The organism is Microbacterium sp. CFBP 13617, assembly GCF_014839445.1.
In the GTDB taxonomy this organism is placed as follows: Bacteria; Actinomycetota; Actinomycetes; order Actinomycetales; family Microbacteriaceae; genus Microbacterium.
The window spans coordinates 333,517-356,592 of record NZ_JACYNW010000004.1; the positions used below are offsets into that span (position 1 = coordinate 333,517).

The window sequence follows — 23,076 nt, forward strand, 5'->3', positions numbered from 1 at the left end:
CGAGACTGCGCCCCTCGGGTGAACGGGAGGTGAACCGGTGTGGCCCGTCCGGGGTGTTTTCCTGGGGGTTGTACTGTTCACCCCCGTGACGAACTCTGCCTCCGCCGCACAGGCTCCGCTGGACCGACGGGATGCCGCGGCTCCTGCGCGCACCCTCATCGATCTGCTCTCGGACGTCGCCGCACGGCATCCGGAGGCCTCGGCGATCGACGACGGCTCGGGCGCCCTGAGCTACCGGGAGCTGCTCGCGCGCGTCTGGCGCACGGCCGGCGCCCTGCACGCGGCGGGTGTGCGCCGCGGCGACCGCGTGGGGGTGCGGATGCCGTCGGGCTCGAAGGAGCTGTACGTCTCGATCCTCGCGGTCATGGCCGCCGGCGCCGCCTACGTGCCCGTGGATGCCGATGATCCCGACGAGCGCGCCCGCCTGGTGTTCGGCGAAGCCGGGGTCCGCGGCATCGTCGTGGGCGCCGGGGAGTTCGTCTCCCACGACGCGGATGCCGACCTCGTGCGCCTGTACGACGGCGACGCGCCGCATCCCAGCACGAACGCCGTGCCGGTGGTGGCCCCGCCCGGAGTAGACGACGACGCGTGGATCATCTTCACCTCGGGTTCGACGGGCGTTCCCAAGGGCGTCGCCGTGTCGCACCGTTCGGCGGCGGCATTCGTCGAAGCCGAGGCGCGCCTGTTCCTCCAGCAGGAGCCGCTGGGACCGGGCGACCGGGTGCTGGCCGGTCTGTCGGTCGCCTTCGACGCCTCGTGCGAGGAGATGTGGCTCGCCTGGGGACACGGCGCGTGCCTGGTGCCGGCCCCGCGCTCGCTCGTGCGCTCCGGCGAAGACCTCGCGCCGTGGCTGCTGCGCCAGGGCATCACCGTGGTGTCGACCGTGCCGACGCTGGCGGCGATGTGGCCCGCCGACTCGATCGAGAACGTGCGCCTGCTGATCTTCGGCGGCGAGGCCTGCCCGCCCGAGCTCGCCGCCCGCCTGGTCGCCGACGGTCGCGAGGTGTGGAACACCTACGGGCCGACCGAGGCCACCGTGGTCGCGTGCGCGGCCGCGCTCGACGGCTCGCTGCCGGTGCGCATCGGTCTGCCGCTCGACGGATGGGCGTTGGCCGTCGTCGACGCCGAAGGACTCCCCGTTCCCGAGGGGGGCACCGGAGAGCTCATCATCGGCGGGGTCGGTCTCGCCCGCTACCTCGACCCCGCGAAGGACGCCGAGAAGTACGCGCCCATGCCGACGCTCGGGTGGGATCGTGCCTACCGCTCGGGCGACCTGGTGCGGTTCGAGTCGGAAGGCCTGGTCTTCCAGGGCCGCGCCGACGACCAGGTCAAGGTCGGCGGACGACGCATCGAGCTGGGGGAGGTCGAGTCGGCGCTGCAGGATCTGGCGGGCGTGAGCGCCGCCACGGTCGCCGTGCGCACGACCGAGGCCGGCGTGCCTGTGCTCGTCGGCTACCTGGTCATGGACGAAGGCGTCGACCTCGACCGGGGCGCCGCGCGCGCCGCGCTCGCCGAGCGGCTGCCGGCGGCGACCATCCCGCTGCTCGGCGTCGTCGACGCGCTGCCGGTGCGCACCTCGGGCAAGGTCGACCGCGCGGCACTGCCCTGGCCGCTCCCGGGCGTCGACGCCCCCGCGCCCACCGACTTCTCGGCCGACGAGGTCTGGCTCGCCGAGCAGTGGCAGGCGGTGCTCGGCGTCGCCGTCACCGAGCGCAAGACCGACTTCTTCGACCTCGGCGGCGGTTCGCTCGCGGCCGCGCAGCTGGTCTCGCGCATCCGTACGCGGGTGCCGGAGTTCTCGGTCGCCGACATCTACGACGTTCCCCGTCTGGGCGCGATGGCGAAGGCTCTCGGTCCGCAGCTGGTCGACGAGGGCGCGGCGGAGTTCCACCGCGCCGAGCCCACCCCGCGGACGACCCAGTGGGCCCAGACGCTGCTGGGCGCGCCGCTGTTCGTGCTTTCCGGCGTGCGGTGGCTGCTGTACCTGCTCACCGCGTCGGCCGTGCTGCGGCTCCTCCCCGGCTTCGACGTGCTGCCATCGGTGCCCTGGCCCCTGCTCGTGGTCGGTCTGCTGATCTTCGCGACGCCGTTCGGACGCATGGCGATCGCCGTGGCATCCGCTCGTCTGCTGCTGGCGGGCGTACGCCCCGGGGATCACCCGCGGGGCGGCTGGGTGCACATCCGCCTGTGGCTCGCCGAGCAGATCGCCGACCAAGTGGATGCCGTGGGTCTGGCCGGCGCCCCCTGGGTGTCGTACTACGCCCGCGCTCTGGGCGCGCGGATCGGCCGGAACGTCGACATGCACGCGCTGCCGCCGGTCACGGGCATGCTCGTCGTCGGCGACGGCGCATCGATCGAGCCCGAGGTCGACCTCACCGGGTACTGGATCGACGGCGACCTCGTGCGCATCGGCGAGGTGCGCATCGGTGCCGAGGCGACGGTGGGCGCGCGCTCCACGCTCGCGCCGGGCACCCGCATCGGCCGGCGAGCCGAGATCGCCCCCGGATCCGCGGTGTTCGGCCGCGTCAAGGCCGACCAGTCGTGGGCGGGTTCGCCTGCCGTGCGCGTCGGCGGGACGGCGAAGGGATGGCCGACCGAGCGCCCGCCCGCGCCCACCCGCTGGCTGTGGGCGTACGCGGCGTCGGCGCTCGTGCTCGCGCTCCTGCCGCTCGCGGCCTTCACCGTGGGCGCGCTCGTGGTCGCCCAGGGCATGCGCGGCGCGGATTCGCTCGCCGGGGCCGCAGGCGGCGCCTTCGTCTGGCTCGTGCCGGCCGTCGCCGTCACGGGCCTCGTGTTCGCGGCATCCGTCGTCCTGCTCGTGCGGCTGCTCTCGATCGGGCTGACCGAGGGGACCCACCCCGTGCGCAGCCGCGTCGCGTGGCAGGCGTGGACCATCGAACGACTTCTGGATGCCGCCCGCACCATCCTCTTCCCGCTGTACTCGTCGTTGTTCACCCCCGTGTGGCTGCGCCTGCTCGGCGCCGAGGTGGGCCGCGACGTCGAGGCGTCGACCGTTCTGCTGATCCCGTCGATGACCCGCATCGAAGACGGTGCGTTCCTGGCCGACGACACGATGGTGGCGTCCTACGAGCTGCGCGCCGGATGGCTGCGGATCGGCCCGGTGCGCATCGGCAAACGCGCGTTCCTCGGCAACTCCGGCATGGCTGCGCCGGGGCACCGCGTGCCGCGCGACGGATTGGTCGCGGTGCTGTCGGCGGCGCCGATGAAGGCCAAGGCGGGTTCGTCGTGGCTCGGCTCGCCCGCGGTGCGTCTGCGCCGCCTGTCGGCCGCGGGCGACGAGTCGCGCACCTACCGCCCCACGTCGGGTCTGCGCCTGGCGCGGACGCTGTGGGAACTGGGGCGCTTCGTCCCCGTCGTCGTCACCTGCGCCATCGGGCTCGGGGTGATCTTCGCCCTCGCCGGGCTGTGGCAGAGCGTCGGGCCGGTGTGGACGCTGCTGCTGTCGGGCCTGGTGATGCTGGCCGCGGGGGCGGTCGCCGCCGGGGTCTCGACCGCGGCCAAGTGGGCCATCGTCGGCGTCATCCGCGCGGGGGAACAGCCCCTCTGGTCGAGCTTCGTGTGGCGTACCGAGGTCTCGGACACCTTCACCGAGATGGTCGCCGCCCCGTGGTTCGCGCGCGCGGCGATGGGAACCCCCGCGCTCGCCGTGTGGCTGCGGAGCCTCGGCGCCACGATCGGTGCCGGCGTCTGGTGCGAGAGCTACTGGCTGCCCGAACCCGACCTGGTCACTTTGGGCGCCGCGTCAACCGTCAACCGCGGATGCGTGGTGCAGACGCATCTGTTCCATGATCGAATCATGAGTATGGATACCGTCGAGCTGGAAGCGGGGGCGACCCTCGGTCCGCACAGCGTGGTCCTTCCCGCCTCCACCCTTGGTGCGCACGCGACCGTGGGGCCGGCTTCGCTGGTCATGCGCGGTGAGACCGTTCCGGTCGGCTCGCGCTGGAGCGGCAACCCCATCGGTCCGTGGCGTGCCGTGAAGGTCCGCGCCTACCAGTCGACCACGTGAGCGCCACCGACTCCTACGCCCCGCAGAGCGGTGACGCCTCGTACGACGTGCAGTCGTACGACCTCGTCCTCGGCTATCGCGTACGCACCAATCGGCTCGAGGGAACCGCGACCATCGTCGCCGTCGCCCGCACTGCGGTGACCTCATTCGCCCTCGACCTCGTCGGGCTCCGCACGTCGCGCGTGCGCGTCGACGGGGCCGCCGCCCGAGTGACGGCCGGGCCGCACGCGATCCGCGTGACGCCCGCGCGCGCTCTCGCCCCGGGGGATCGGTTCGAGGTCGAGGTCGCGTACGCCGGCACGCCGGCGCCCCGTCGCTCGCGCTGGGGGACCGTCGGGTGGGAAGAACTGACCGACGGCGCTCTGGTCGCCGGCCAGCCCACGGGGGCTCCGACGTGGTTCCCGTGCAACGACCGGCCCGACAACCGCGCCTCGATGCGCATGCAGATCACGGTCGACGACGGCTACGAGGTCGCCGCGACCGGCGTCGCGGGAGCGAGCATGCGCCGGGGCGGTCGCACCACCCGCGTGTTCACCTCCGACGTGCCCACCGCCACCTACCTGGCGGCGGTGCACGTGGGCCGGTATCGCACGCGTCCCCTGGCGGGCAGTGGCGCCGATGTCGTGCCGCCGGTGACCGTCAGCGCTCCGCCGGCGCTGACGGCCGCGGTCGGCCGCGCCTTCGCCCCCGTGCCCGAGATGCTGCGGCTCTTCGACCGCCTGTTCGGGCCGTACCCGCAGCAGGCGTGCACGCTCGTCGTCACCGCCGACGAGCTCGAGATCCCGCTCGAGGCGCAGGGGCTCGCTGTCTTCGGCATGAACCACCTCGTCCCCGCGGCACAGCGCCTGATCGCGCACGAACTGGCCCACCAGTGGTTCGGCAACAGCGTCGGTCTCGCGCGGTGGAGCGACATCTGGCTGAACGAGGGCTTCGCCTGCTACGCCGAGTGGCTGTGGTCCGAGGCCTCGGGCGGTCCTTCGGTGCAGACCTGCGTCGACGACCACTACGCCCGACTCGCCGCCAAGCCGCGCGATCTGCTGCTGATCGACCCCGGACCCGACGACATGTTCGACGACCGCGTGTACAAACGCGGTGCGCTGACGCTGCACGCGCTGCGGCGGACCCTGGGCGATGTCGCCTTCTTCGATCTGCTGCGCGCCTGGACCGCCGACCACCGCCACGCACTCGTCACGACCGACGACTTCCGCGCCGCGGTGGCTCGGGCCGGGGGAGCGGATGCCGCGGCGGTGCTGTCGGCGTGGGTCGACCGCACCGCTCTGCCGTCGCGGGTGTGAGGTTCCGGCCCCGGTCGCCGGGGCGAGCGGAGGGCGAGGGGCGGAGGGAGGGGGCCTGAGCGCTCCGCGTCCTCCGCTCGTCCCTGGCCCTCCGCTCGTCACGCGTCGCGCGCTCGCGCCGCCGCGCCCGCACCCGCCGCTCATCACGCGTCGCGCCCGCCTCGCCCCCGGCCACCGCTATCGAGCGGCACACGCCACGAGTGACACCGCGACGGCGACCACGACGCCCGGCGGGCCGGCCACGTCGTACCCGTCGTACGGAGCGCCGTCGTCGACTCGACCGACCCAGGTGTCATCCGCCCGGGGCTCGATCCGCACGCGCGTCGGGTCGACGCTGAGCCCGCGACCGTCGGCCTTCAGCACCGCCTCCACCCGCGCCCAGGTGCGAGCATCCGCTCCTGGCAGGACGTTGTCGAGGCCGGTCGCTTCGGCGGGCACCGCGTCGACACCGACCGACCCCGCTGAGCATGAGGTCGCCACCACCGCCCACCCCTCCACGTACGAGACGGATGCCGTGGCCTCGACCCCCGTGACCCGCACGCGCCCGTGTTCACCGCCGCACGCAGAGCACCGTGACACGACGTCTGCCCCCGGGAGCAGCTCGGCGAGCAACGACCGCGACACCTCGCGGCGCGCAGCGCCCGGCGGGACCTCGCGCCACGCGACGTGGACGTCGGGGGGCAGGGTCACACCGGCGGCTCGTGCGTCTCGATGGCGACGATGCCCGCACCGGGGTGCGCCACCGGAATGTGCACGACCGAGAACCCGCCGGGTTCGAGCGCCGAGGAACTGCCCAGGTACGACCCACGCATGGTGCCGGTGGCCAGTGCCATCTCGTTCAGGATGTCGGGCAGCACGGGACCGTGGCTGGCGAGGACGACGGGCTTGCGCGCCCGCACGCGCTCGCCGATGACGGTCCGCGCGTCGGAACGGCCCTCTTCCCAGGCGTCCTGGCTGATCTCGCCGCTGACCTGGATGCGTTGTCCAAGCGCGTGCGACAGGGGAGTGACCGTGCGGACGCAGCGCTCGGCGGGGCTCGAGACGATCCGGCGCACGCCGAAGGCGAGCAGCGGCCCGACGATGGCCTCGGCCTGTCGGCGTCCCCGCGTGGTGAGGGGGCGATCGCTGTCTTCGCCCTCCCATTCCTCGCGCGAGCGGGCCTTGGCATGGCGCAGGGCGATCACGGGGAACGTGGGCAGCGCCTGCTCGTCGACCAACCGCGTGAACTCGTCGAGGATCTCGATGTCGACGGGGTAGCTGAGGTTCTTCCGCGCCTTCTTCAGGCTCACCCACTCGACGGCCGCCACCTCTTTGTTCGGCACGAACGTCGAGGTGCGGACGGCGGCATCGGTGGCCTCGGCGGCCCAGTAGTGCACGATCTTGGTGCGCGAGCTCGGCATCCGGTACCGCGACACTCCGACCGGCACGCCGAGCGCCACGCGGATGCCCGTCTCTTCGCGGATCTCGCGCACGGCCGTCTCGGCGAGGGTCTCGCCGGGATCGACCTTGCCCTTGGGTAGCGTCAGGTCGCGGTACTTGGTGCGGTGGATGAGCAGGACGCGCAGCTTTCCGTCGACGACGCGCCACACCACGCCGCCGGCCGCATAGATCGCGGTCTCGGTCACCGCGCCGACCGTGCGCGGCGCTTGCGCTGGACGAGCGCCATCGTGTGCTCCTGCAGGTCGACCAGCGGCGCGCCGTCGGCGTCGACGCTGTGACGCACCCACTCGCCCTCGGCGCCGAGGTGCCACGAGCTCGTACCGTCGTCCATCGCGAGGCTGAACAGCGTCATCAATTCCTGAACCTGCGCGGGGTCGACCACGCGCACCAGGGCCTCGACGCGGCGGTCGAGGTTGCGGTGCATCATGTCGGCGCTGCCGATGAACACCTGCGGGTCGCCGTCGTTGTCGAACGTGAAGATGCGCGAGTGCTCCAGGTAGCGACCGAGGATGGAGCGCACGGTGATGTTCTCGCTCATCCCCTCGACCCCCGGCTTGATCGAGCAGATGCCGCGCACCCAGACATCCACGGGTACCCCGGCCTGGCTGGCGCGGTACAGGGCGTCGATGATCTCTTCATCGACCATCGAGTTGACCTTGATCCGCACGCCCGAGGTCTTGCCCTCGAGGGCGTTGCGACGCTCTTTGTCGATGTGGCGCAGCAGACCCTTGCGCAGGTGCAGGGGGGCGACGAGCAGGCGCTTGAACTTCTTCTCGATCGCGTACCCGCTGAGCTCGTTGAACAGACGGGTCAGGTCGCGACCCACCTGATCGTCGACGGTGAACAGGCCGAAGTCTTCGTAGATACGGCTCGTCTTCGGGTTGTAGTTGCCCGTGCCCACGTGGCTGTAGTGGCGCAGGCGCCCCTCTTCTTCTCGGATGACGAGGGCGAGCTTGCAGTGGGTCTTCAGCCCTACGAGGCCGTAGACGACGTGCACGCCGGCCTTCTCGAGCTTGCGTGCCCAGACGATGTTGTTCGCCTCGTCGAAACGCGCCTTGACCTCGACGAGGGCGAGCACCTGCTTGCCGGCTTCGGCGGCGTCGATGAGCGCCTGCACGATGGGGCTGTCACCCGAGGTGCGGTACAGGGTCTGCTTGATGGCGAGCACGTGCGGGTCACGGGCGGCCTGCTCGAGGAAGGCCTGCACGCTCGTGGCGAACGACTCGTAGGGGTGGTGCACGAGCACGTCGGCCTTGCGGATCGCGCCGAACAGGTCGGCGCGGCCGTTCTGCTCCGCCGGCTGGAAGGCCAGCGCGGTCTTGGGCACGTGGGGCGGGTAGCGCAGGTCGGGGCGATCGATGCGCGACAGGTCGAACAGTCCGCGCAGGTCGAGGGCGCCGGGCAGGCGGTAGACCTCCTGCTCGGTGATGTCGAGTTCGCTCAGCAGCAGCGAGCGGGTCACGTCATCCATGTCCTCGGTGATCTCGAGGCGGATGGGCGGCCCGAACCGCCGGCGCAGCAGCTCGGCCTCGAGCGCCTGGATGAGGTTCTCGGTCTCGTCCTCTTCGATCGTCATGTCTTCGTTGCGGGTCAGACGGAACGCGTGGTGGTCGAGCACCTCCATCCCCGGGAACAGATCGCCGAGGTGGTTCGAGATGAGCTCCTCGAGCGGCAGGTAGCGCACGCCGGGGCCACCGCTGATCTCGACGAAACGGGGGAGCATCGGGGGCACCTTCAGGCGCGCGAACTCCTGTCGGCCCGTGCGCGCGTTGCGGATGCGGATCGCGAGGTTGAGCGAGAGGCCCGAGATGTAGGGGAACGGGTGCGCCGGGTCGACGGCGAGCGGCATGAGCACCGGAAAGACGTTGCGCTGGAAGTACTCGGTCAGTCGAGCGGCGGTGTCTTCGTCGAGCGAGTCCCACGACACGACCTCGATGCCGGCCTCGGCCAGCGCGGGGCGCACCTTCTCGGTCCAGGCGGCGGCGTGGCGCTCCTGCAGGCGGTGCGCTTCGGCCGAGATGTCGGCGAGCACGTCGAGCGGTGCGCGACCCACGTTGGTGGGTACGGCAAGGCCCGTGACGATGCGGCGCTTCAGGCCGGCGACACGCACCATGAAGAACTCGTCGAGGTTGCTGGCGAAGATGGCGAGGAAGTTGGCCCGTTCGAGCACCGGGACCATCGGGTCTTCGGCCAGTTCGAGGACGCGCTGGTTGAACGACAACCAGCTGATCTCGCGATCGAGGTAGCGGTGATCGGGGAGCTGGTCGTCTGCGGCCTCGACGGCCTCGTCGAAGTCGTCGTCGTCGGCGTCGCCGAGCCCGGCATCCAGCGCGTCGTGTTCCATCATTCCCACATCATGGCAGGGGTCGGTGACACGCGAGTGAACACGAGGTGCGTGCGTCGTCAGGAGGGGGAGGATGCCGCGGGCGCCGGGTCGTCTTCGTACACGTTGAAGCGGTACCCGACGTTGCGGACGGTGCCGATTAGCTGTTCGAGGTCGCCGAGCTTCGCCCGCAGTCGTCGCACGTGCACGTCGACCGTGCGGGTGCCGCCGAAGTAGTCGTAGCCCCAGACCTCGCTGAGCAACTGCTCTCGCGTGAACACCCGCGAGGGGTGCGTGGCGAAGAAGTGCAGGAGCTGGAACTCCTTGTAGGTCAGATCGAGCGGTTTGCCGTGCACCTTGGCCGAGTATGAGGACTCGTCGATCGAGATGCCCGAGGTCTGGATGCGCGTGGACACCTGGTCGGCGGCACGGCGCCCCATGGCCAAGCGGATGCGCGCGTCGATCTCGGCGGGGCCGGCGCCGACGAGCACCACGTCGTCGATGCCCCAGTCGGTCGAGACGGCGGTGAGACCGCCCTCGGTGACGATCAGCACGAGCGGGGCTTCCATGCCGGTCGTCGAGATGATCTTGCACAGCGACTTGGCGCCGACGAGGTCGAAGCGCGCGTCGATGAAGACGACGTCTGCGCTGGGCGCGTTCACCAACTGAGCGGGCTCGGCGGGGATCTGGCGCACGCGGTGGCTCAGCAGTTCGAGCGCAGGCAAGGCCGCTCCGCCGCCGGGTGCGGAGCTCAGAACCAGAAGCTGTGCCAAAGGGACCTCCCGCGCGACCTGCCGCGCACCCGCCCATCTTAGGGTGACGCGCCGCCGCGCGCCGTCATCGGCCCGCGCTCGCGCTCTCGGCCCGTCCTGGGTGATGATGGATCCATGTCGACTCCCGACCTCGCGCCGCGCCGGACTTTCGGCGGCATCGTCGCCGTGTGGGTACTCGCGCTGATCGCCGGAGTGGCCATCGGGGTGTTCGCCCCCGAGGGCTGGCGTGCGCAGTGGGTGACCGTCGCGCTCGGTGGTTGCCTGATCGTCGCCTTCGCCATCCAGCTCTGGTACGGGCGTTCGCAGGCGTTCATCCAGCGCATGGCGCTGAGCGCCCTCGGCGCGCTGCTCGTGCTGGGCATCGTCACGGCGGGTTTCGGTCTGGCATCCATCGTCAACGGATGACGGTTCCCGACGATCCGCCGCGCGCGGTTCCCGGATAGACTCGCCTCATGGACCTCCTCGCGCTCGAACTCTTCTTCGTGGGACTTCTCGGCCTCGCATCGCTGGCGATCGCTTTCGTCTCCGGCACGGTCGTCTGGAACCTCTATCGCGGCCAGCGCTGAGCGCACCGTGATCGAGATCCCGACCGATCTTCCGGCCGACCTCGTCCCTCTGTCGTGGCTGGTCGGCGTCTGGGAAGGCACCGGCGTCATCGACTATGAGGTCGACGGACGTGCGTTCTCGGGTGAGTTCGCGCATCGCGTGAGCTTCAGCCACGACGGTGGGGGATACCTCAACTACTCCGCCGACGCCTGGCTGCTCCATGGCGACGCGCGTCGTCCCCTGGTCGCGGAGACCGGGTTCTGGCGCCTCGCGCGACCGGCGACCGACGCCGACGCGGGTCCCGCGTTGCTCCCGCCGGCCGCCCCCGCGGCGGTCCGCACCGCCGACGACGTCGAGGCTCTGCGCAACGCCGACGGCGGCTTCGACCTCGAGGTCAGCCTCGCCCACGCCGATGGCGTGCTCGAGCTGTACGTCGGTCAGGTCAAGGGGCCGCGCATCGATCTGGCGACCGACGCCGTGGTGCGCGCCGCCGGCGCGAAGCCGTACGCCGCGGCCACGCGCCTCTACGGTCTCGTCGACAACCACCTGCTGTGGGCCTGGGACATCGCCGCCCTCGGCCGCGAACTGAGTTCGCACGCGTCCGCGCGCCTGGCCCGGGAGGAGTGACCATGGCTTCCCTGTCACAGGTTCCCGGCGCGGTCGTCGATGAGGCGGGCCTGCGCCACGTCGGCTCTCCCGTCGCGGAACAGCGCCGTCTGGCATCCGGAACCGCCCTTGCCCCTCTGGGCGACCGCCGCGTCATCTCGGTGGGCGGCGAAGACCGGCGCAGCTGGCTCGACTCCCTGTCGTCGCAGGCGCTGACGCACTTGGCCCCGGGAGTGTCGACAGAACTCCTGATCCTCGACCCGCAGGGTCGCGTCGAGCACGCGGCCTCGGTCGTCGACGACGGTGAGACGACTTGGCTGATCGTGGACGCGTCCGACGCCGAGGCGCTCCTGACCTGGCTCACTCGCATGCGCTTCCGCCTGCGGGTGGACGTGCGGGATCGTTCCGACGAGCTGTCGGTCATCGGGGGCACGCGTGCCGCCGTCGAAGCCCTCACCGCGGCGGCTCCGGTCTGGGTCGACCCGTGGCCCGACGTCACCCCCGGCGGCTGGGCGTACGCCCGTGTCGATCCGCATCCGGGAGCCGACCGTGACTGGGCAGAGGCGATCGTGGATGCCGAAGAGCTCGACCGCCTGATCGATGCCGCTGTCGCGGGTGAGATCGCGTTCGCGGGTCGTGACGCGGTCGAAGCGCTGCGCGTGGCCGCGTGGCGCCCGCGCGTGAGCGTCGACGCCGACGAGCGGTTGCTTCCGCACGAGATGGACTGGCTGCGCACCGCCGTGCACCTGTCGAAGGGGTGCTATCGCGGTCAGGAGACGGTGGCGAAGGTGCACAACCTGGGCCACCCGCCGCGTCGGGTCGTCGCGCTGCAGCTCGACGGGAGCGACAGTGTGCTTCCGGCGCGCGGTGATTCCGTGCGTGCGGGTGACAGCGTGATCGGCACGATCACCTCGGTTGCGATCCACCACGAAGACGGGCCCATCGCGCTCGCCCTCGTCAAGCGCACGGCCCCCGAGGGCGTGCCGCTCGTGGTCGACACGGCCGACGGCCCCATCGCCGCGGCCGCCGAGACGGTCGTGCCCGCCGACGCGGGCGCCACCGCGTCCGTGCCGCGTCTGCCGCGCCTGGGTCGCCGCCGCGCCGCGGAATGAGCGCCGACGACTCGTCGACGACGGTCGGCGTCGTCGTTCCTCCCTCCCGCCTGCGCTCCACCCTGGGGCGACGTGTCGCGCGGGTGCGCGAGTCGCTCCCCGCGATCGTCCAGATCGTGGTCGCGGCCACCTCGGCGTACGCCTTCGCGCACTTCGTCCTGGGCCACCCGGTTCCGCTACTGGCGGCGACGGTCACGGTGTCGAGCCTCGGACTGGTGCGTGATGCGCGACCTTGGCGTGTCGGCGAGACCGTCGTCGGCATGCTCGTCGGCATCCTGATCGCCGAGATCGTGCTCGTGACCGCCGGCAGCGGCTGGTGGCAGATCGCCGTGGCCATGTCGGTGACCCTGGTGGTCGCGCGCTTCCTCTCGCCGCAGCCGGGGTTCGCCCTCGCGGCCGTGGTGCAGTCGCTCATCGCCCTGGTGGTGGTGACCGGGGCGCCCTTCCTCCGCCTCGTCGACGGGGCCATCGGCGGCGTCGCCGCTCTCATCGTGACGGCTCTCATCCCGCGCACGCTGCGCCGCACCGAGCTCCGCGACGCCGACGAGCTGTTCGACGCACTCGATGTCGCCATGGCGACGATCGTGCGGGCGCTCCGCCGAGGAGATCGCGCGCGGGCCGAGCGGGGCCTGGAACGCGCGCGGTCTCTGCAGACCTATGTCGACGCGTGGAGCGGCTCGCTGGAATCGGGCCGCGAAGTGGCGCGCATCTCGCCGTTCCTGCGCCGCCAGCGCACCGAGCTGCAGCGGCATGCCCGCGTGCGCGAGGCGCTCGATCTGGCGACGCGCAACCTGCGCGTCGTCGCCCGCCGTGCGGCGTACCTCTGCGCCGACGGTGAGGCGCGTCCGGTCCCGGCCGATCTGCTCGCCGAGCTCGCTCGCGGGGCGGGGCTGGTGCGCGACAGCCTCGATGACATCTCGCTCGAGCCCGTCGCCCGCGCGTCGGTGGTCGCGGTGATCCGACGGCTCGACCCCGCCGCGCTCCTGCCGGGCGGGGGTGTCGGAGAACTCAACCTCGTCGCGGCCTTGCGTCCGCTCGCCGTCGACCTGCTCGTGGCCGCGGGGATGCCGTCGGCTGAGGCACGGGCTCTTCTTCCGCGCATCTGAGCGCGAGCCGCGCGACGTCGCTGCGACCACGCCAGGTCGGGCTCAGAGCGGCGCGACGGCCTCCCACGCGACGCCGACTTCGCCCAGCCGCCACCGTTCCCGTCTCAGCAGCGGCCAGCCGGCGTCGGCGAGGGCGATCATGGCGACGCGCCACCGATGGACGGAGCCGAAGGGCGCGACCACGGCCGCCCGCGTCCACTCCCGCTCGAGGGATGCCACGAAGGCGTGCACCCGCTCGCCGTCCACGTTGCGGTGGATCAAGGCCTTGGGCAGACGCTCGGCCGCGATCGCGGGGGACTCGAGCTCCGCCAGACGCAGCGAGATGGTGAGGCTGCGGGGAAGGGCATCCGCCCCGATCTCCGCCCAGGTGGCGATGCGCCCGATCTCGTCGCAGGTGCCCTCGACCAGGATGCCGCCGGGTTGTAGCCGCGCGCACATGCGGCCCCAGGCGTCGGCGACGTCGTCTTCGTCGTATTGACGCAGCACGTTCATCGCACGGATGACGGCGGGGCGTCGCTGGCCCGGCAGTGGCACCTCGAACCCCCCACGGGCGAAGGTGACGCCCGCAACGCCCTCCGCCTGCGCGCGGGCGCGGGCGACGCGATCGGCGTCGATCTCGAGCCCGACGACCGTGGCATCCGCTCTCTGCTTCCTCAGCCGGGCGAGGAGTTCCAGGGGCGTCACCGCGCTCGCGCCGAAGCCGAGGTCGACCACGAGGGGGTCGTCGGTGCGGCGCAGCACCGGATGCCGGGCGATCCACCGGTCCACCCGGCGAAGCCGATTGACGCCTGTCGTCCCGCGGGTCGGGCGGCCGACGGGGGAGGGAGTCACCGGAACATGATGCCAGCCGCGCGCGTCGATAACATGGAGGCATGACCGCGCCTCACACGCTGATCCTCCTCCGCCACGGGCAGAGCGAGTGGAACAAGACCAACCAGTTCACCGGCTGGGTCGACGTGCGACTCACCGACCAGGGCAAGGCCGAGGCGCAGCGCGGCGGCGAGATGCTCGCCGAGTCGGGCGTGCTGCCCGACGTGCTGCACACCTCCGTCCTCAGCCGCGCCATCCAGACCGCCAACATCGCGCTCGACGCCGCCGACCGTCTGTGGATCCCGGTGAAGCGCTCGTGGCGCCTCAACGAGCGTCACTACGGCGCCCTGCAGGGCAAGGACAAGGCCCAGACGCTCGAGGAGTTCGGCAACGAGCAGTTCATGCTCTGGCGTCGTTCGTTCGACGTTCCGCCGCCCGCCCTGCCCGCCGACGACCAGTACAGCCAGGTCGGCGACCCGCGCTACGTCGGCATCGACGGCGAGGTCCCCGCGACCGAGTCGCTGGCGATCGTCATCGACCGCATGCTGCCGTACTGGCACAGCGACATCGTCCCCGACCTCCAGGCAGGCAAGACCGTCCTGGTCACGGCGCACGGCAACTCGCTGCGCGGTCTCGTGAAGCACCTCGAGGGCATCAGCGACGCCGACATCGCCGAGCTGAACATCCCGACGGGCATTCCGCTCGTCTACCGCCTCGACGCCGACCTCAAGCCGCTGGGACCGGGGGAGTACCTCGACCCCGAGGCCGCCGCCGCGGGCGCCGCAGCGGTCGCCGCGCAGGGCAACAAGCACTGACGTCGGAACGGTGAAGGGGGTGGGTGCCGATTGGCACCCACCCCCTTCACCGTTGCTCGATCAGATGACCGGGCTGGGCTCCGCGGCGGATTCGTCGTCAGCGCCGGCCCAGTCGCCCGTCGCGAGGTAGACGACCTTCTTGGCGACCGAGACCGCGTGGTCGGCGAAGCGCTCGTGGTAGCGGCTCGCAAGGGTGGCGTCGACCGTAGCGCCGGCTTCGCCCTGCCAACTGTCGCTGAGAACCTTTTCGAAAACACTGATGTGCAATTCGTCGATCGCGTCATCGTCGTTGCGGATCTTGTCGGCGATGTTCAGATCCTGCGTGCGCAGCAGCTCGGTCAGCTGGCGGGCCACGTCGACGTCGAGTTCGCCCATTCTGAGGAACGTGCTCTTCAACCCCTTGGGAATGGCGCGCTCGGGAAAACGCATCCGCGTCAGCTGGGCGATGTGCTCGGCGATGTCGCCCATGCGCTCAAGCGAGGCGCTGACCCGCAGGGCCGTGACGACGATGCGGAGGTCGCGGGCCACCGGCTGCTGGCGGGCGAGGATCTCGATCGCCAGCTCGTCGAGTTCCAGCGCCTTGTCGTCGATGATCGCGTCGGCTTCGATGACTTGCTCGGCCAAGGCGATGTCGCTGGTGCCGAAGGCGCGGGTCGCGCCGTCGATCGCAGTGGTGACGAGTTCGGCGATCTCGACCAAGCGGCTCTGGACGTCCTCGAGGGACTGGTGGAATACTTCGCGCATCGCGGTACCTTCCGTCGGCGGCACGGCACACATACGTCCCGCTACCTTCGGGGATTCTTCCCAGCGAAGGTTAACGAGCGGTGCAGTGACAGTGAATAGTAGCCTCTCCCAACTGCCCGGCGGGGGTGAACGGCGGGTGACGTTCGATCGGCGGCTCTACGCTGGTGCCATGGAACACACGCAGCTCCCGCTGCTCGCGCTCCTCGTCGGACTCCTCGTCGGCGGCTCGGTGGTCGGCCTGCTGGTCGTCGCGCTGCGGGCCCGTGACCGCTCCATGGCGCAGACCTCCGTCGAAGTGCCCGAGGGCGTGGAGGCGATGCTGGGGGCGATGGACGACCCCGCGATCGTGTGCGACATGTCGTCCACCGTGCTGGCGCTCTCACCCGCCGCCGAAGTCTTCGGGCTGCGATCCGGCGAGGTCATCGCGAGCGACGACCTGCGCCGCGTGGCGCGGGTGGCGCGCGACACGGGCGCGGGCATCGGTGAGAACCTCCGGCTCCGCCGCGGTGCGGCCCCGGCCGAGCCCCGACTGGTCGCCGTCCGCGCCACGCCCATCTCGGGGCGCCTCACCCTGCTGGTGCTGCGTGACATCACCGAGCGCGAGCGCGTCGAAGAGATGCGCCGTGACTTCGTGGCCAACACCAGCCATGAGCTGAAGACCCCCGTGGGGGCTGTCAGTCTGCTCGCCGAGGCCATCGAATCGGCCGCCGACGACCCCGATCAGGTCCGTCACTTCTCGTCGCGGCTGCAGGCCGAGGCGACGCGCCTGGGGGCGCTGGTCAACCGCATCCTGAGTCTGTCGCGGCTGCAGGCCTCCGATGAGCTGCGCGACGTCCGCGCGGTCTCGATCGACGAGGTCGTCACCTCGGCGGTCGAAGCCCACACCGTGCAGGCCGATCAGGCGCAGGTGACCGTGGTGCGCGGCGGCACGAAGGGGCTGTGGGTGCGGGGAGAACCGCAGATCCTGACCGAGGCGGTCGGGAACCTCGTCGCGAACGCGATCGCCTACTCGCCGCAGGGGTCCAAGGTCGGGCTCGGCGTCAAACTCGACGACGGCGTGGTCGAGATCGCCGTCACCGATCGCGGCATCGGCATTCCCGAGGCCGATCAGGCCCGCGTCTTCGAGCGCTTCTACCGTGCCGATCAGGCACGCTCGCGCCGCACCGGCGGAACCGGGCTCGGCCTCTCGATCGTCAAGCACGCGGTGCAGCGCCACGGCGGTGAGGTGCGACTCTGGTCGCGGCCCGACCGAGGATCGACCTTCACCATCCGCCTCCCCCTGTCGGAGGCGCCCGACATCGACCCCGCCCGTTCCAAACCGCGTCGCAAGGGCCGCAAGGCCGGCGGCGCGCCGACCGTCCCCGCGAAGGGAGACACCGCATGACTCGCGTTCTGATCGTCGAGGACGAACCCGACCTGGCCGACCCCCTGGCCTACCTGCTGCGTCGAGAGGGGTACGAGGTCGAGATCGCCGAAGACGGCACGCTCGCGCTCGCCGCCTTCCGCGAGCGAGGAGCCGACATCCTGCTGCTCGACCTCATGCTCCCGGGCATGCCCGGAACCGAGGTGTGCCGCCAGCTCCGGCTGACGACGCAGGTGCCCATCATCATGCTCACGGCGAAGGACTCCGAGGTCGACATCGTCGTGGGTCTCGAACTCGGCGCCGACGACTACGTGACGAAGCCCTACTCCACCCGCGAGCTGCTGGCCCGCATGCGGGCGGTCCTGCGCCGACGCGCTCCGGAGGAGGCCGATCTCGACGACCGCATCCTCACCGGCGGACGGGTCGTGCTCGACATCGACCGGCACACGGTCGCCGTCAACGGTGCCGAGATCAGCATCCCGCTGAAGGAGTTCGAGCTTCTCGAGGTGCTCATGCGCAACGCCGGGCGCGTGCTGACCCGCGGCCAGCTCATCGACCGGGTGTGGGGCACGGACTACTTCGGCGACACCAAGACGCTCGACGTGCACATCAAGCGCATCCGCTCGCGCATCGAAGAGAACCCCAGCGACCCCAGCATGCTCGTCACCGTGCGTGGACTCGGCTACCGCTTCGAGGGCTGACCCTTCCAGGAACGACGAAGGCGCCGACGATCGGATCGTCGGCGCCTTCGTCGTGTTTCAGGACGAGGGGGTCGGGCTCGGCGTCGGGGTCACCGTGGGCAGCACGGGGATCGGCGTCAGCGAGGGCGACGGGGTCGCGGTCGGCGCCAGCGGCGCGAGGTACTCCAGGGCGCCGTCGAGGACGGGGACCTGCATGAGCGCCCCTTCGCCGTCACCGGACTGGAAGTAGACCGCCACCGTGGATCCGGGCGCGGCGTCGATGCCGTCGAGGCGCAGGGGCTCGACGTCGTTCGCGAGGTCGCCCAGGCTCAGCGTGCGCTGGGCGGGGACGTTCACCGAGGAACGCACGGCCGACGAACCCTCGCCGACCTCGATGCGCAGGGTCTGCGGGTCGGTGGTGTCGTTGACGACGGCGGCGACGAAGTTGCCCACCGTTCCGTCGCCGTTCGCGACGATCAGGACGTTGCGTACCGACAGCGGGCCGGACTCCGCGGGGACGTTGATCCCGTCGGAGGCGGAGTAGTCGATGGTGGTCGCCTGCGGGGCGAGGATGTTGCATCCAGTCGTGCCCAGCACGACGGCGGCACCCACGGCGATGGACGCGATCAGGCGCGTTTTCACGGATCCTCCAAGATCGACAGACGACATCGTCATCATCCTACGGGGTTCGCGGTGCCCGCCCGCCCTCGCACGCACGGGGAGGGAGGGGTGGGAAAGGTGGGCGGAACAATAGCGCATCTGGGCCTGTGGTATCCTGGGTGTTGCCGAAAGGACATAACTCCATGCTTTTTGAGGTTGGCGAGACCGTCGTTTACCCGCACCATGGCGCGGCCACGATCATCGAGGTCAAGGAACGCGTCATCAAGGGCGAGACGAAGAAATACCTGAAGCTCAACGTCACGCAGGGAGACCTCGTCATCGAGGTCCCGGCCGACAACGTCGACCTCGTCGGCGTTCGCGACGTGATCGGCAAAGAGGGTCTCGACCGCGTCTTCGAGGTGCTGCGTGCACCCTTCACCGAGGAGCCGACCAACTGGTCGCGTCGCTACAAAGCGAACCTCGAGAAGCTCGCCTCCGGCGATGTCATCAAGGTCAGCGAGGTCGTTCGCGACCTGTGGCGCCGCGACCAGGATCGCGGACTGTCGGCCGGCGAGAAGCGCATGCTCGCCAAGGCGCGGCAGATTCTCGTCTCCGAGCTCGCTCTGGCCGAGAAGACCGACGAAGACCGTGCGGGCCTCGTGCTCGACGAGGTCCTCGCGTCCTGAGGCCCTCCGCTCCGGTCGACGGGGCGCGCGCTAGCGTGGGCGGGTGACTTCTGCACCCGCTCCTCGCCTCGCGATCATCGTCGTCGCCGCCGGTTCCGGTACGCGCCTGAACGGCGGCGGCCCGAAGGCGTTCGTCGCGCTCGACGAGCACACGATCCTGCACCACGCATTGCGGGGAGTGTTCTCGGGACCCGACGCGCAGACCGTGATCGTCGTGCCCGTCGGCTACGAGACCGAGGCCCGCGACTCGGCGCGCGCCGCGGGCGGGCGCGACGACCGCGTGACGGTGGTCACGGGGGCGCAGACGCGTCAGCAGTCGGTCGCCGCCGGTCTCGCGGCGCTCGGCGCCGAGGTCGACATCGTCCTCGTGCACGACGCCGCCCGTGCGCTCACCCCGCCCGCCGTCTTCGACCGTGTGGTCGCCGCCGTCGCCGCGGGGGCGGCCGCCGTCATCCCCACCGTCCCGGTCGTCGACACGATCAAGCGCGTCGACACCGACGGCCGCGTCGTCGAGGGCGTCGACCGTGCCGAACTCGCCGCCGCACAGACGCCGCAGGGCTTCCGCCGGGCCGAGCTCGAGGCGGCCGTGGCCGCGGCCGACGCGGATCACACCGACGACGCCGCACTGGTCGCGGCGGCCGGTCACGCGGTGGTGACCGTCGCGGGCGATGCGTCGTCGTTCAAGATCACCACCGCCCCCGATCTGCATCGTGCACGCGCGCTCGTCTCATCGGCGGCATCCGCCGAGGCCGCGAACGACGTGCCCCGCGTCGGACTCGGCACCGATGTGCATGGATTCGGTGGCGACGGCACGCTCTGGCTCGCCGGCCTCGAATGGCCCGGGGAGCCGGCGCTGTCGGGGCACTCCGACGGTGACGCCGTCGCACACGCGATCGTCGATGCGCTGCTCGCCGCCTCCGGCCTCGGCGACATCGGAACCCACTTCGGCACCGATCGCCCCGAGTTCGCCGGGGCGCACGCCGAGGCGTTCCTGGCTCACACCCTCGGGCTGCTGCACACGGCGGGGTGGCGGGTCGGCAACGTCGCCGTGCAGGTGCAGGCCAATCGTCCGCGCTTCGCCGGACGGCGTGAAGAGGCGGAGCGGGTACTGTCGGCCGCGCTCGGCGGCGCCCCCGTCGCGGTGAGCGCGACGACGACCGACGGTCTCGGCTTCACCGGCCGTACCGAGGGCGTCGCGGCCTTCGCCACCGCCCTGGTCGTTCCGATCTAGAGCTGCCTCGTCATGAAGGTCGACAGGGGGTCGGCCGCGTAGGGCGGGAACGGCGGGCACTCGACGAATCCCTCACTCGCGTACAGGCGTCGCGCCGCAAGGAAGTTGTCGGTGCTCCCGGTTTCGAGCCACAGGCTCCGGATGTCGCGTTCCCGGGCATCGTCGACGATGTGGCGCAGCAGCGCTCGGCCGATGCCCTGACCGAGGAAGCGGTCCACCACGCGCATCGACTTCACCTCTGCGCGGTCGGCGGTGAGGTCTTTGCACGCGCCGATACCGGCGAGTTCGTCGTCGACCCAGGCGGACCAGACGGTCACCCCCTCGGCGGTGAGCAGGTCGATGTCGAGCGCGTGGACGCTCTCGACCGGGGTGTTCTCGAGCATGCCGGCCAGGTGCGCGGCGACCAGGTCGCGGGTCTCGTCTCCGGAGAGGTCGTCAGGACGGATGATGAGGGGCATGTCGGCACCGTATCGAGCGCATGTTTCCCTCACATGTCGTCGTGAGGGGCGGCCGGTAGGCTAGGGCGGTGACTGTTCGGCTGTACGACACGAAGGCGCAGGTCCTGCGCGACTTCGTCCCTCTCGACCCCTCGAACGTCACGGTCTACGTCTGCGGACCGACGGTGCAGTCCGGGCCGCACATCGGTCACGTGCGCGCGGCGCTCGCCTTCGACCTGCTGCGCCGCTGGCTCGCCCACCGGTTCGGGCGCGTGACGTTCGTGCGCAACGTCACCGACATCGACGACAAGGTGCTCGCGAACGCCACCGACGCCGAGCCGTGGTGGGCCCTGGCATATCGCATGGAGCTCGAATTCTCTCGGGCCTACGCCGCCATCGGCATCCTCGCCCCCACGTACGAGCCGCGGGCGACCGCATCGATCACCCAGATGCAGGAGCTCATCGCCGAGCTCCTCGAGCGGGGGCACGCCTACGCCGCCGACGGCGACGTGTACTTCGACGTGCGCTCCTGGGCCGCCTACGGCGAGCTCACCCGTCAGAGCCCGGATGCCATGGAATCGGCGGCCGACGCCGACCCCCGCGGCAAGCGCGACCCGCGCGATTTCGCTCTGTGGAAGGGCGCGAAAGACGGGGAGCCCGAGTCGGCGATCTGGGCGTCGCCCTGGGGCGCGGGACGCCCGGGGTGGCACATCGAGTGCTCGGCCATGTCGCGGCGCTACCTCGGGCCCGAGTTCGACATCCACGGCGGTGGCCTCGACCTGCGCTTCCCGCACCACGAGAACGAGATCGCCCAGTCGACCGCCGCGGGTGACGTCTTCGCGCGCTACTGGGTGCACAACGGACTCGTGACCGTCGACGGACAGAAGATGTCGAAGTCGCTCGGAAACTTCACCCTCGCGAGCGATGTCCTCGATGCGCGCGACCCGATGGTGGTGCGCTACGCGCTCGCCGCCGCGCACTACCGCTCGAACCTCGACATCTCCGATCAAGCCTTCGACGAGGCCGCCGCCGCGCTCGAGCGCATCTCGACCTTCGGGCAGCGCGTGCTCCGAGCCGCCGGCGCCGACCCGCTCGCGACCGCGCCGGGCGAGATCCCCGCGGATTTCGCTTCGGCGATGGACGACGACCTCGGAGTGCCCCAGGCTCTCGCCGTGCTGCACGAGACCGTGCGTGCGGGCAACGCGGCGATCGACGGGCACGACCTCGAGGCCGCGATCACGGCTCACCGCTCCGTCACCGCGATGCTCGGCATCCTGGGTCTGGATGCCTCGGAGCCCGCGGTCGCGACCGGGTCGACGGACCTGGCTCTCGACGCCCTCGTGCAGACGATGATCGCCCAGCGATCACAGGCGCGAGCCGACAAGGACTGGGCAGGGGCCGATCGCATCCGCGACGCCATCGCTGCCGCAGGAATCACGCTGGAGGACACTCCGGCCGGAACACATTGGAGTATCAATGCCTAAGCCAGGACGCCCGGGCGCGCGCAACACGGGCAAGAAGAAGGGTCCCCTGAAGGGCACCGGCGGACACTCCCGCAAGGCGCTCGAGGGTCGGGGACCGACCCCCAAGGCCGAGGACCGCGCCTGGCACCCCGCCGGCAAGCGCAAGGCCGCCCAAGAGCGCTACGCCGCCGCCGGGGGCACGTCCAAGCCCGGCGTGCGCGCGGTCGGGGGGAACCAGAACCGCGGTGGCCGTGCCAAGGCGAGCGATGACACCGAGACGGTCACCGGCCGCAACTCGGTGCTGGAAGCCCTGCGCGCGAAGATCCCCGCGACCGCGATGTACATCGCGCAGCGCGTCGAGATGGACGACCGCGTCAAAGAGATGCTGTCGATCGCAACCAACCGCGGCATCCCGGTGCTCGAGGTCACGCGCCCCGAGCTCGACCGCATGGCCGGCTTCGACGGCGTGCACCAGGGCGTGGCCCTCAAGGTCCCCCCGTACGCCTACGCGCACCCGCAGGACCTGCTCGAGCAGATCGTCGACCGCGGCGAGCTGCCGCTTCTCGTCGCCCTCGACGGCATCACCGATCCTCGCAACCTCGGCGCGATCATCCGCTCCACCGGTGCCTTCGGCGGGCAGGGTCTGATCATTCCGCAGCGCCGGTCGGCGAGCGTCAACTCCGCGGCGTGGAAGACGAGTGCGGGAGCTGCCGCGCGCATCCCCGTGGCGCTCGCGGCGAACCTCACCGCGACGCTCAAGGAGTTCAAGAAGCAGGGCGTGTTCGTGCTCGGGCTAGACGGTGACGGCGACGTGTCGCTGCCCGCCCTCGCCCTCGCCGACCGTCCCGTCGTGATCGTCGTGGGTTCCGAGGGCAAGGGGCTGTCGCGCCTCGTCACCGAGACCTGCGACCAGGTCGTGTCGATCCCGATCTCGACCGCCACCGAGTCGCTCAACGCCGGCATCGCGGCATCCGTCGCGCTGTACCAGGTGTCGTCGCTGCGCGCCGCCCACTGAC

Annotated in this window: 21 protein-coding genes; 13 read left to right on the forward strand and 8 right to left on the reverse strand. The window is 71.1% G+C overall.

The genetic code is table 11. The annotated features are described in order from the left end of the window. Positions 1 to 85: 85 nt before the first annotated feature. Both IFU40_RS13445 and IFU40_RS13450 read left to right on the forward strand, forming a co-directional pair. Positions 86 to 4,030, forward strand: a complete 3,945-nt coding sequence (locus tag IFU40_RS13445) for a Pls/PosA family non-ribosomal peptide synthetase (RefSeq protein ID WP_342343532.1) — start codon at positions 86 to 88, stop codon at positions 4,028 to 4,030. Next, on the forward strand, positions 4,027 to 5,325 hold the full coding sequence (locus tag IFU40_RS13450; protein WP_191926649.1) for a M1 family metallopeptidase: 1,299 nt from the start codon (positions 4,027 to 4,029) through the stop codon (positions 5,323 to 5,325). The genes IFU40_RS13445 and IFU40_RS13450 overlap by 4 nt, the downstream gene beginning before the upstream one ends. Before the next feature lie 177 nt (positions 5,326 to 5,502). Here the strand turns inward: IFU40_RS13450 and IFU40_RS13455 are convergent, their stop codons facing one another. Genes IFU40_RS13455 through IFU40_RS13470 form a run of 4 tightly spaced genes read right to left on the reverse strand, consistent with a single transcriptional unit; the run spans position 5,503 to position 9,861 of the window. Continuing rightward, entirely contained in the window at positions 5,503 to 6,015 is a 513-nt protein-coding gene (locus IFU40_RS13455; RefSeq protein WP_191926650.1) for a 4-phosphopantetheinyl transferase, read from the reverse strand. Next, the gene (locus IFU40_RS13460; RefSeq protein ID WP_055838315.1) at positions 6,012 to 6,950 is read right to left on the reverse strand and encodes an NUDIX hydrolase; all 939 of its coding nucleotides are present in this window, start codon (positions 6,948 to 6,950) and stop codon (positions 6,012 to 6,014) included. The genes IFU40_RS13455 and IFU40_RS13460 overlap by 4 nt, the downstream gene beginning before the upstream one ends. Further along, positions 6,947 to 9,112: an RNA degradosome polyphosphate kinase gene (locus tag IFU40_RS13465; RefSeq protein ID WP_055838313.1), complete on the reverse strand. Its 2,166-nt coding sequence runs from the start codon at positions 9,110 to 9,112 to the stop codon at positions 6,947 to 6,949. Before IFU40_RS13465 ends, IFU40_RS13460 begins: the two co-directional genes overlap by 4 nt. Before the next feature lie 56 nt (positions 9,113 to 9,168). Continuing rightward, positions 9,169 to 9,861: a winged helix-turn-helix domain-containing protein gene (locus IFU40_RS13470; RefSeq protein ID WP_055838310.1), complete on the reverse strand. Its 693-nt coding sequence runs from the start codon at positions 9,859 to 9,861 to the stop codon at positions 9,169 to 9,171. 114 nt (positions 9,862 to 9,975) lie between these two features. Here IFU40_RS13470 and IFU40_RS13475 point away from each other — a divergent pair, with 114 nt between their 5' ends. The 4 genes from IFU40_RS13475 (at position 9,976) to IFU40_RS13490 (ending at position 13,231) form a co-directional block, all read left to right on the forward strand. Continuing rightward, the gene (locus IFU40_RS13475; RefSeq protein ID WP_055838308.1) at positions 9,976 to 10,266 is read left to right on the forward strand and encodes a hypothetical protein; all 291 of its coding nucleotides are present in this window, start codon (positions 9,976 to 9,978) and stop codon (positions 10,264 to 10,266) included. Positions 10,267 to 10,434: 168 nt separating this feature from the next. Beyond that, positions 10,435 to 11,034, forward strand: a complete 600-nt coding sequence (locus IFU40_RS13480) for a heme-binding beta-barrel domain-containing protein (protein WP_191926651.1) — start codon at positions 10,435 to 10,437, stop codon at positions 11,032 to 11,034. Positions 11,035 to 11,036: 2 nt separating this feature from the next. Then, positions 11,037 to 12,125, forward strand: coding sequence for a CAF17-like 4Fe-4S cluster assembly/insertion protein YgfZ (gene ygfZ / locus IFU40_RS13485; protein WP_191926652.1), 1,089 nt, complete (start codon positions 11,037 to 11,039; stop codon positions 12,123 to 12,125). Continuing rightward, positions 12,122 to 13,231, forward strand: a complete 1,110-nt coding sequence (locus IFU40_RS13490) for an FUSC family protein (protein WP_191926653.1) — start codon at positions 12,122 to 12,124, stop codon at positions 13,229 to 13,231. The genes ygfZ and IFU40_RS13490 overlap by 4 nt, the downstream gene beginning before the upstream one ends. A 42-nt stretch (positions 13,232 to 13,273) precedes the next feature. Here IFU40_RS13490 and IFU40_RS13495 read toward each other — a convergent pair whose 3' ends face one another. Beyond that, entirely contained in the window at positions 13,274 to 14,062 is a 789-nt protein-coding gene (locus IFU40_RS13495) for a class I SAM-dependent methyltransferase (RefSeq protein ID WP_191926654.1), read from the reverse strand. A 41-nt stretch (positions 14,063 to 14,103) separates the two neighbouring features. Here IFU40_RS13495 and IFU40_RS13500 point away from each other — a divergent pair, with 41 nt between their 5' ends. Then, on the forward strand, positions 14,104 to 14,856 hold the full coding sequence (locus IFU40_RS13500) for a phosphoglyceromutase (protein WP_070409535.1): 753 nt from the start codon (positions 14,104 to 14,106) through the stop codon (positions 14,854 to 14,856). 60 nt (positions 14,857 to 14,916) lie between these two features. On the opposite strand, the gene phoU is transcribed toward IFU40_RS13500, so the two are convergent. After that, the gene (phoU, locus tag IFU40_RS13505) at positions 14,917 to 15,600 is read right to left on the reverse strand and encodes a phosphate signaling complex protein PhoU (RefSeq protein ID WP_191926879.1); all 684 of its coding nucleotides are present in this window, start codon (positions 15,598 to 15,600) and stop codon (positions 14,917 to 14,919) included. A gap of 169 nt (positions 15,601 to 15,769) precedes the next feature. Between phoU and IFU40_RS13510 the strand changes: the two genes are divergently transcribed. Further along, positions 15,770 to 16,984, forward strand: a complete 1,215-nt coding sequence (locus IFU40_RS13510) for a sensor histidine kinase (RefSeq protein WP_070409536.1) — start codon at positions 15,770 to 15,772, stop codon at positions 16,982 to 16,984. Continuing rightward, complete coding sequence (locus tag IFU40_RS13515; protein ID WP_055838286.1) at positions 16,981 to 17,664, forward strand: response regulator transcription factor; 684 nt, start codon at positions 16,981 to 16,983, stop codon at positions 17,662 to 17,664. Before IFU40_RS13510 ends, IFU40_RS13515 begins: the two co-directional genes overlap by 4 nt. Before the next feature lie 57 nt (positions 17,665 to 17,721). On the opposite strand, the gene IFU40_RS13520 is transcribed toward IFU40_RS13515, so the two are convergent. Further along, positions 17,722 to 18,312, reverse strand: coding sequence for a DNA modification methylase (locus IFU40_RS13520; protein WP_194717095.1), 591 nt, complete (start codon positions 18,310 to 18,312; stop codon positions 17,722 to 17,724). A gap of 134 nt (positions 18,313 to 18,446) precedes the next feature. Here IFU40_RS13520 and IFU40_RS13525 point away from each other — a divergent pair, with 134 nt between their 5' ends. Continuing rightward, positions 18,447 to 18,929 (forward strand): CarD family transcriptional regulator, encoded by a 483-nt coding sequence (locus IFU40_RS13525; RefSeq protein WP_055838280.1) that lies wholly within the window; start codon positions 18,447 to 18,449, stop codon positions 18,927 to 18,929. Between the two features lie 43 nt (positions 18,930 to 18,972). After that, positions 18,973 to 20,160 carry a 2-C-methyl-D-erythritol 4-phosphate cytidylyltransferase gene (gene ispD / locus IFU40_RS13530; protein ID WP_191926656.1) on the forward strand — a complete coding sequence of 396 codons (1,188 nt, stop codon included), beginning with the start codon at positions 18,973 to 18,975 and terminating at the stop codon, positions 20,158 to 20,160. Here the strand turns inward: ispD and IFU40_RS13535 are convergent. Beyond that, complete coding sequence (locus IFU40_RS13535; RefSeq protein ID WP_191926657.1) at positions 20,157 to 20,618, reverse strand: GNAT family N-acetyltransferase; 462 nt, start codon at positions 20,616 to 20,618, stop codon at positions 20,157 to 20,159. The two genes, ispD and IFU40_RS13535, sit on opposite strands and share 4 nt — an antisense overlap. 68 nt (positions 20,619 to 20,686) lie before the next feature. Between IFU40_RS13535 and cysS the strand changes: the two genes are divergently transcribed. Together cysS and rlmB are read left to right on the forward strand one after the other, a co-directional pair. Next, positions 20,687 to 22,081 (forward strand): cysteine--tRNA ligase, encoded by a 1,395-nt coding sequence (gene cysS, locus IFU40_RS13540; RefSeq protein ID WP_191926658.1) that lies wholly within the window; start codon positions 20,687 to 20,689, stop codon positions 22,079 to 22,081. Continuing rightward, the gene (rlmB, locus tag IFU40_RS13545) at positions 22,074 to 23,075 is read left to right on the forward strand and encodes a 23S rRNA (guanosine(2251)-2'-O)-methyltransferase RlmB (RefSeq protein ID WP_191926659.1); all 1,002 of its coding nucleotides are present in this window, start codon (positions 22,074 to 22,076) and stop codon (positions 23,073 to 23,075) included. Before cysS ends, rlmB begins: the two co-directional genes overlap by 8 nt. Position 23,076: the final 1 nt, after the last annotated feature.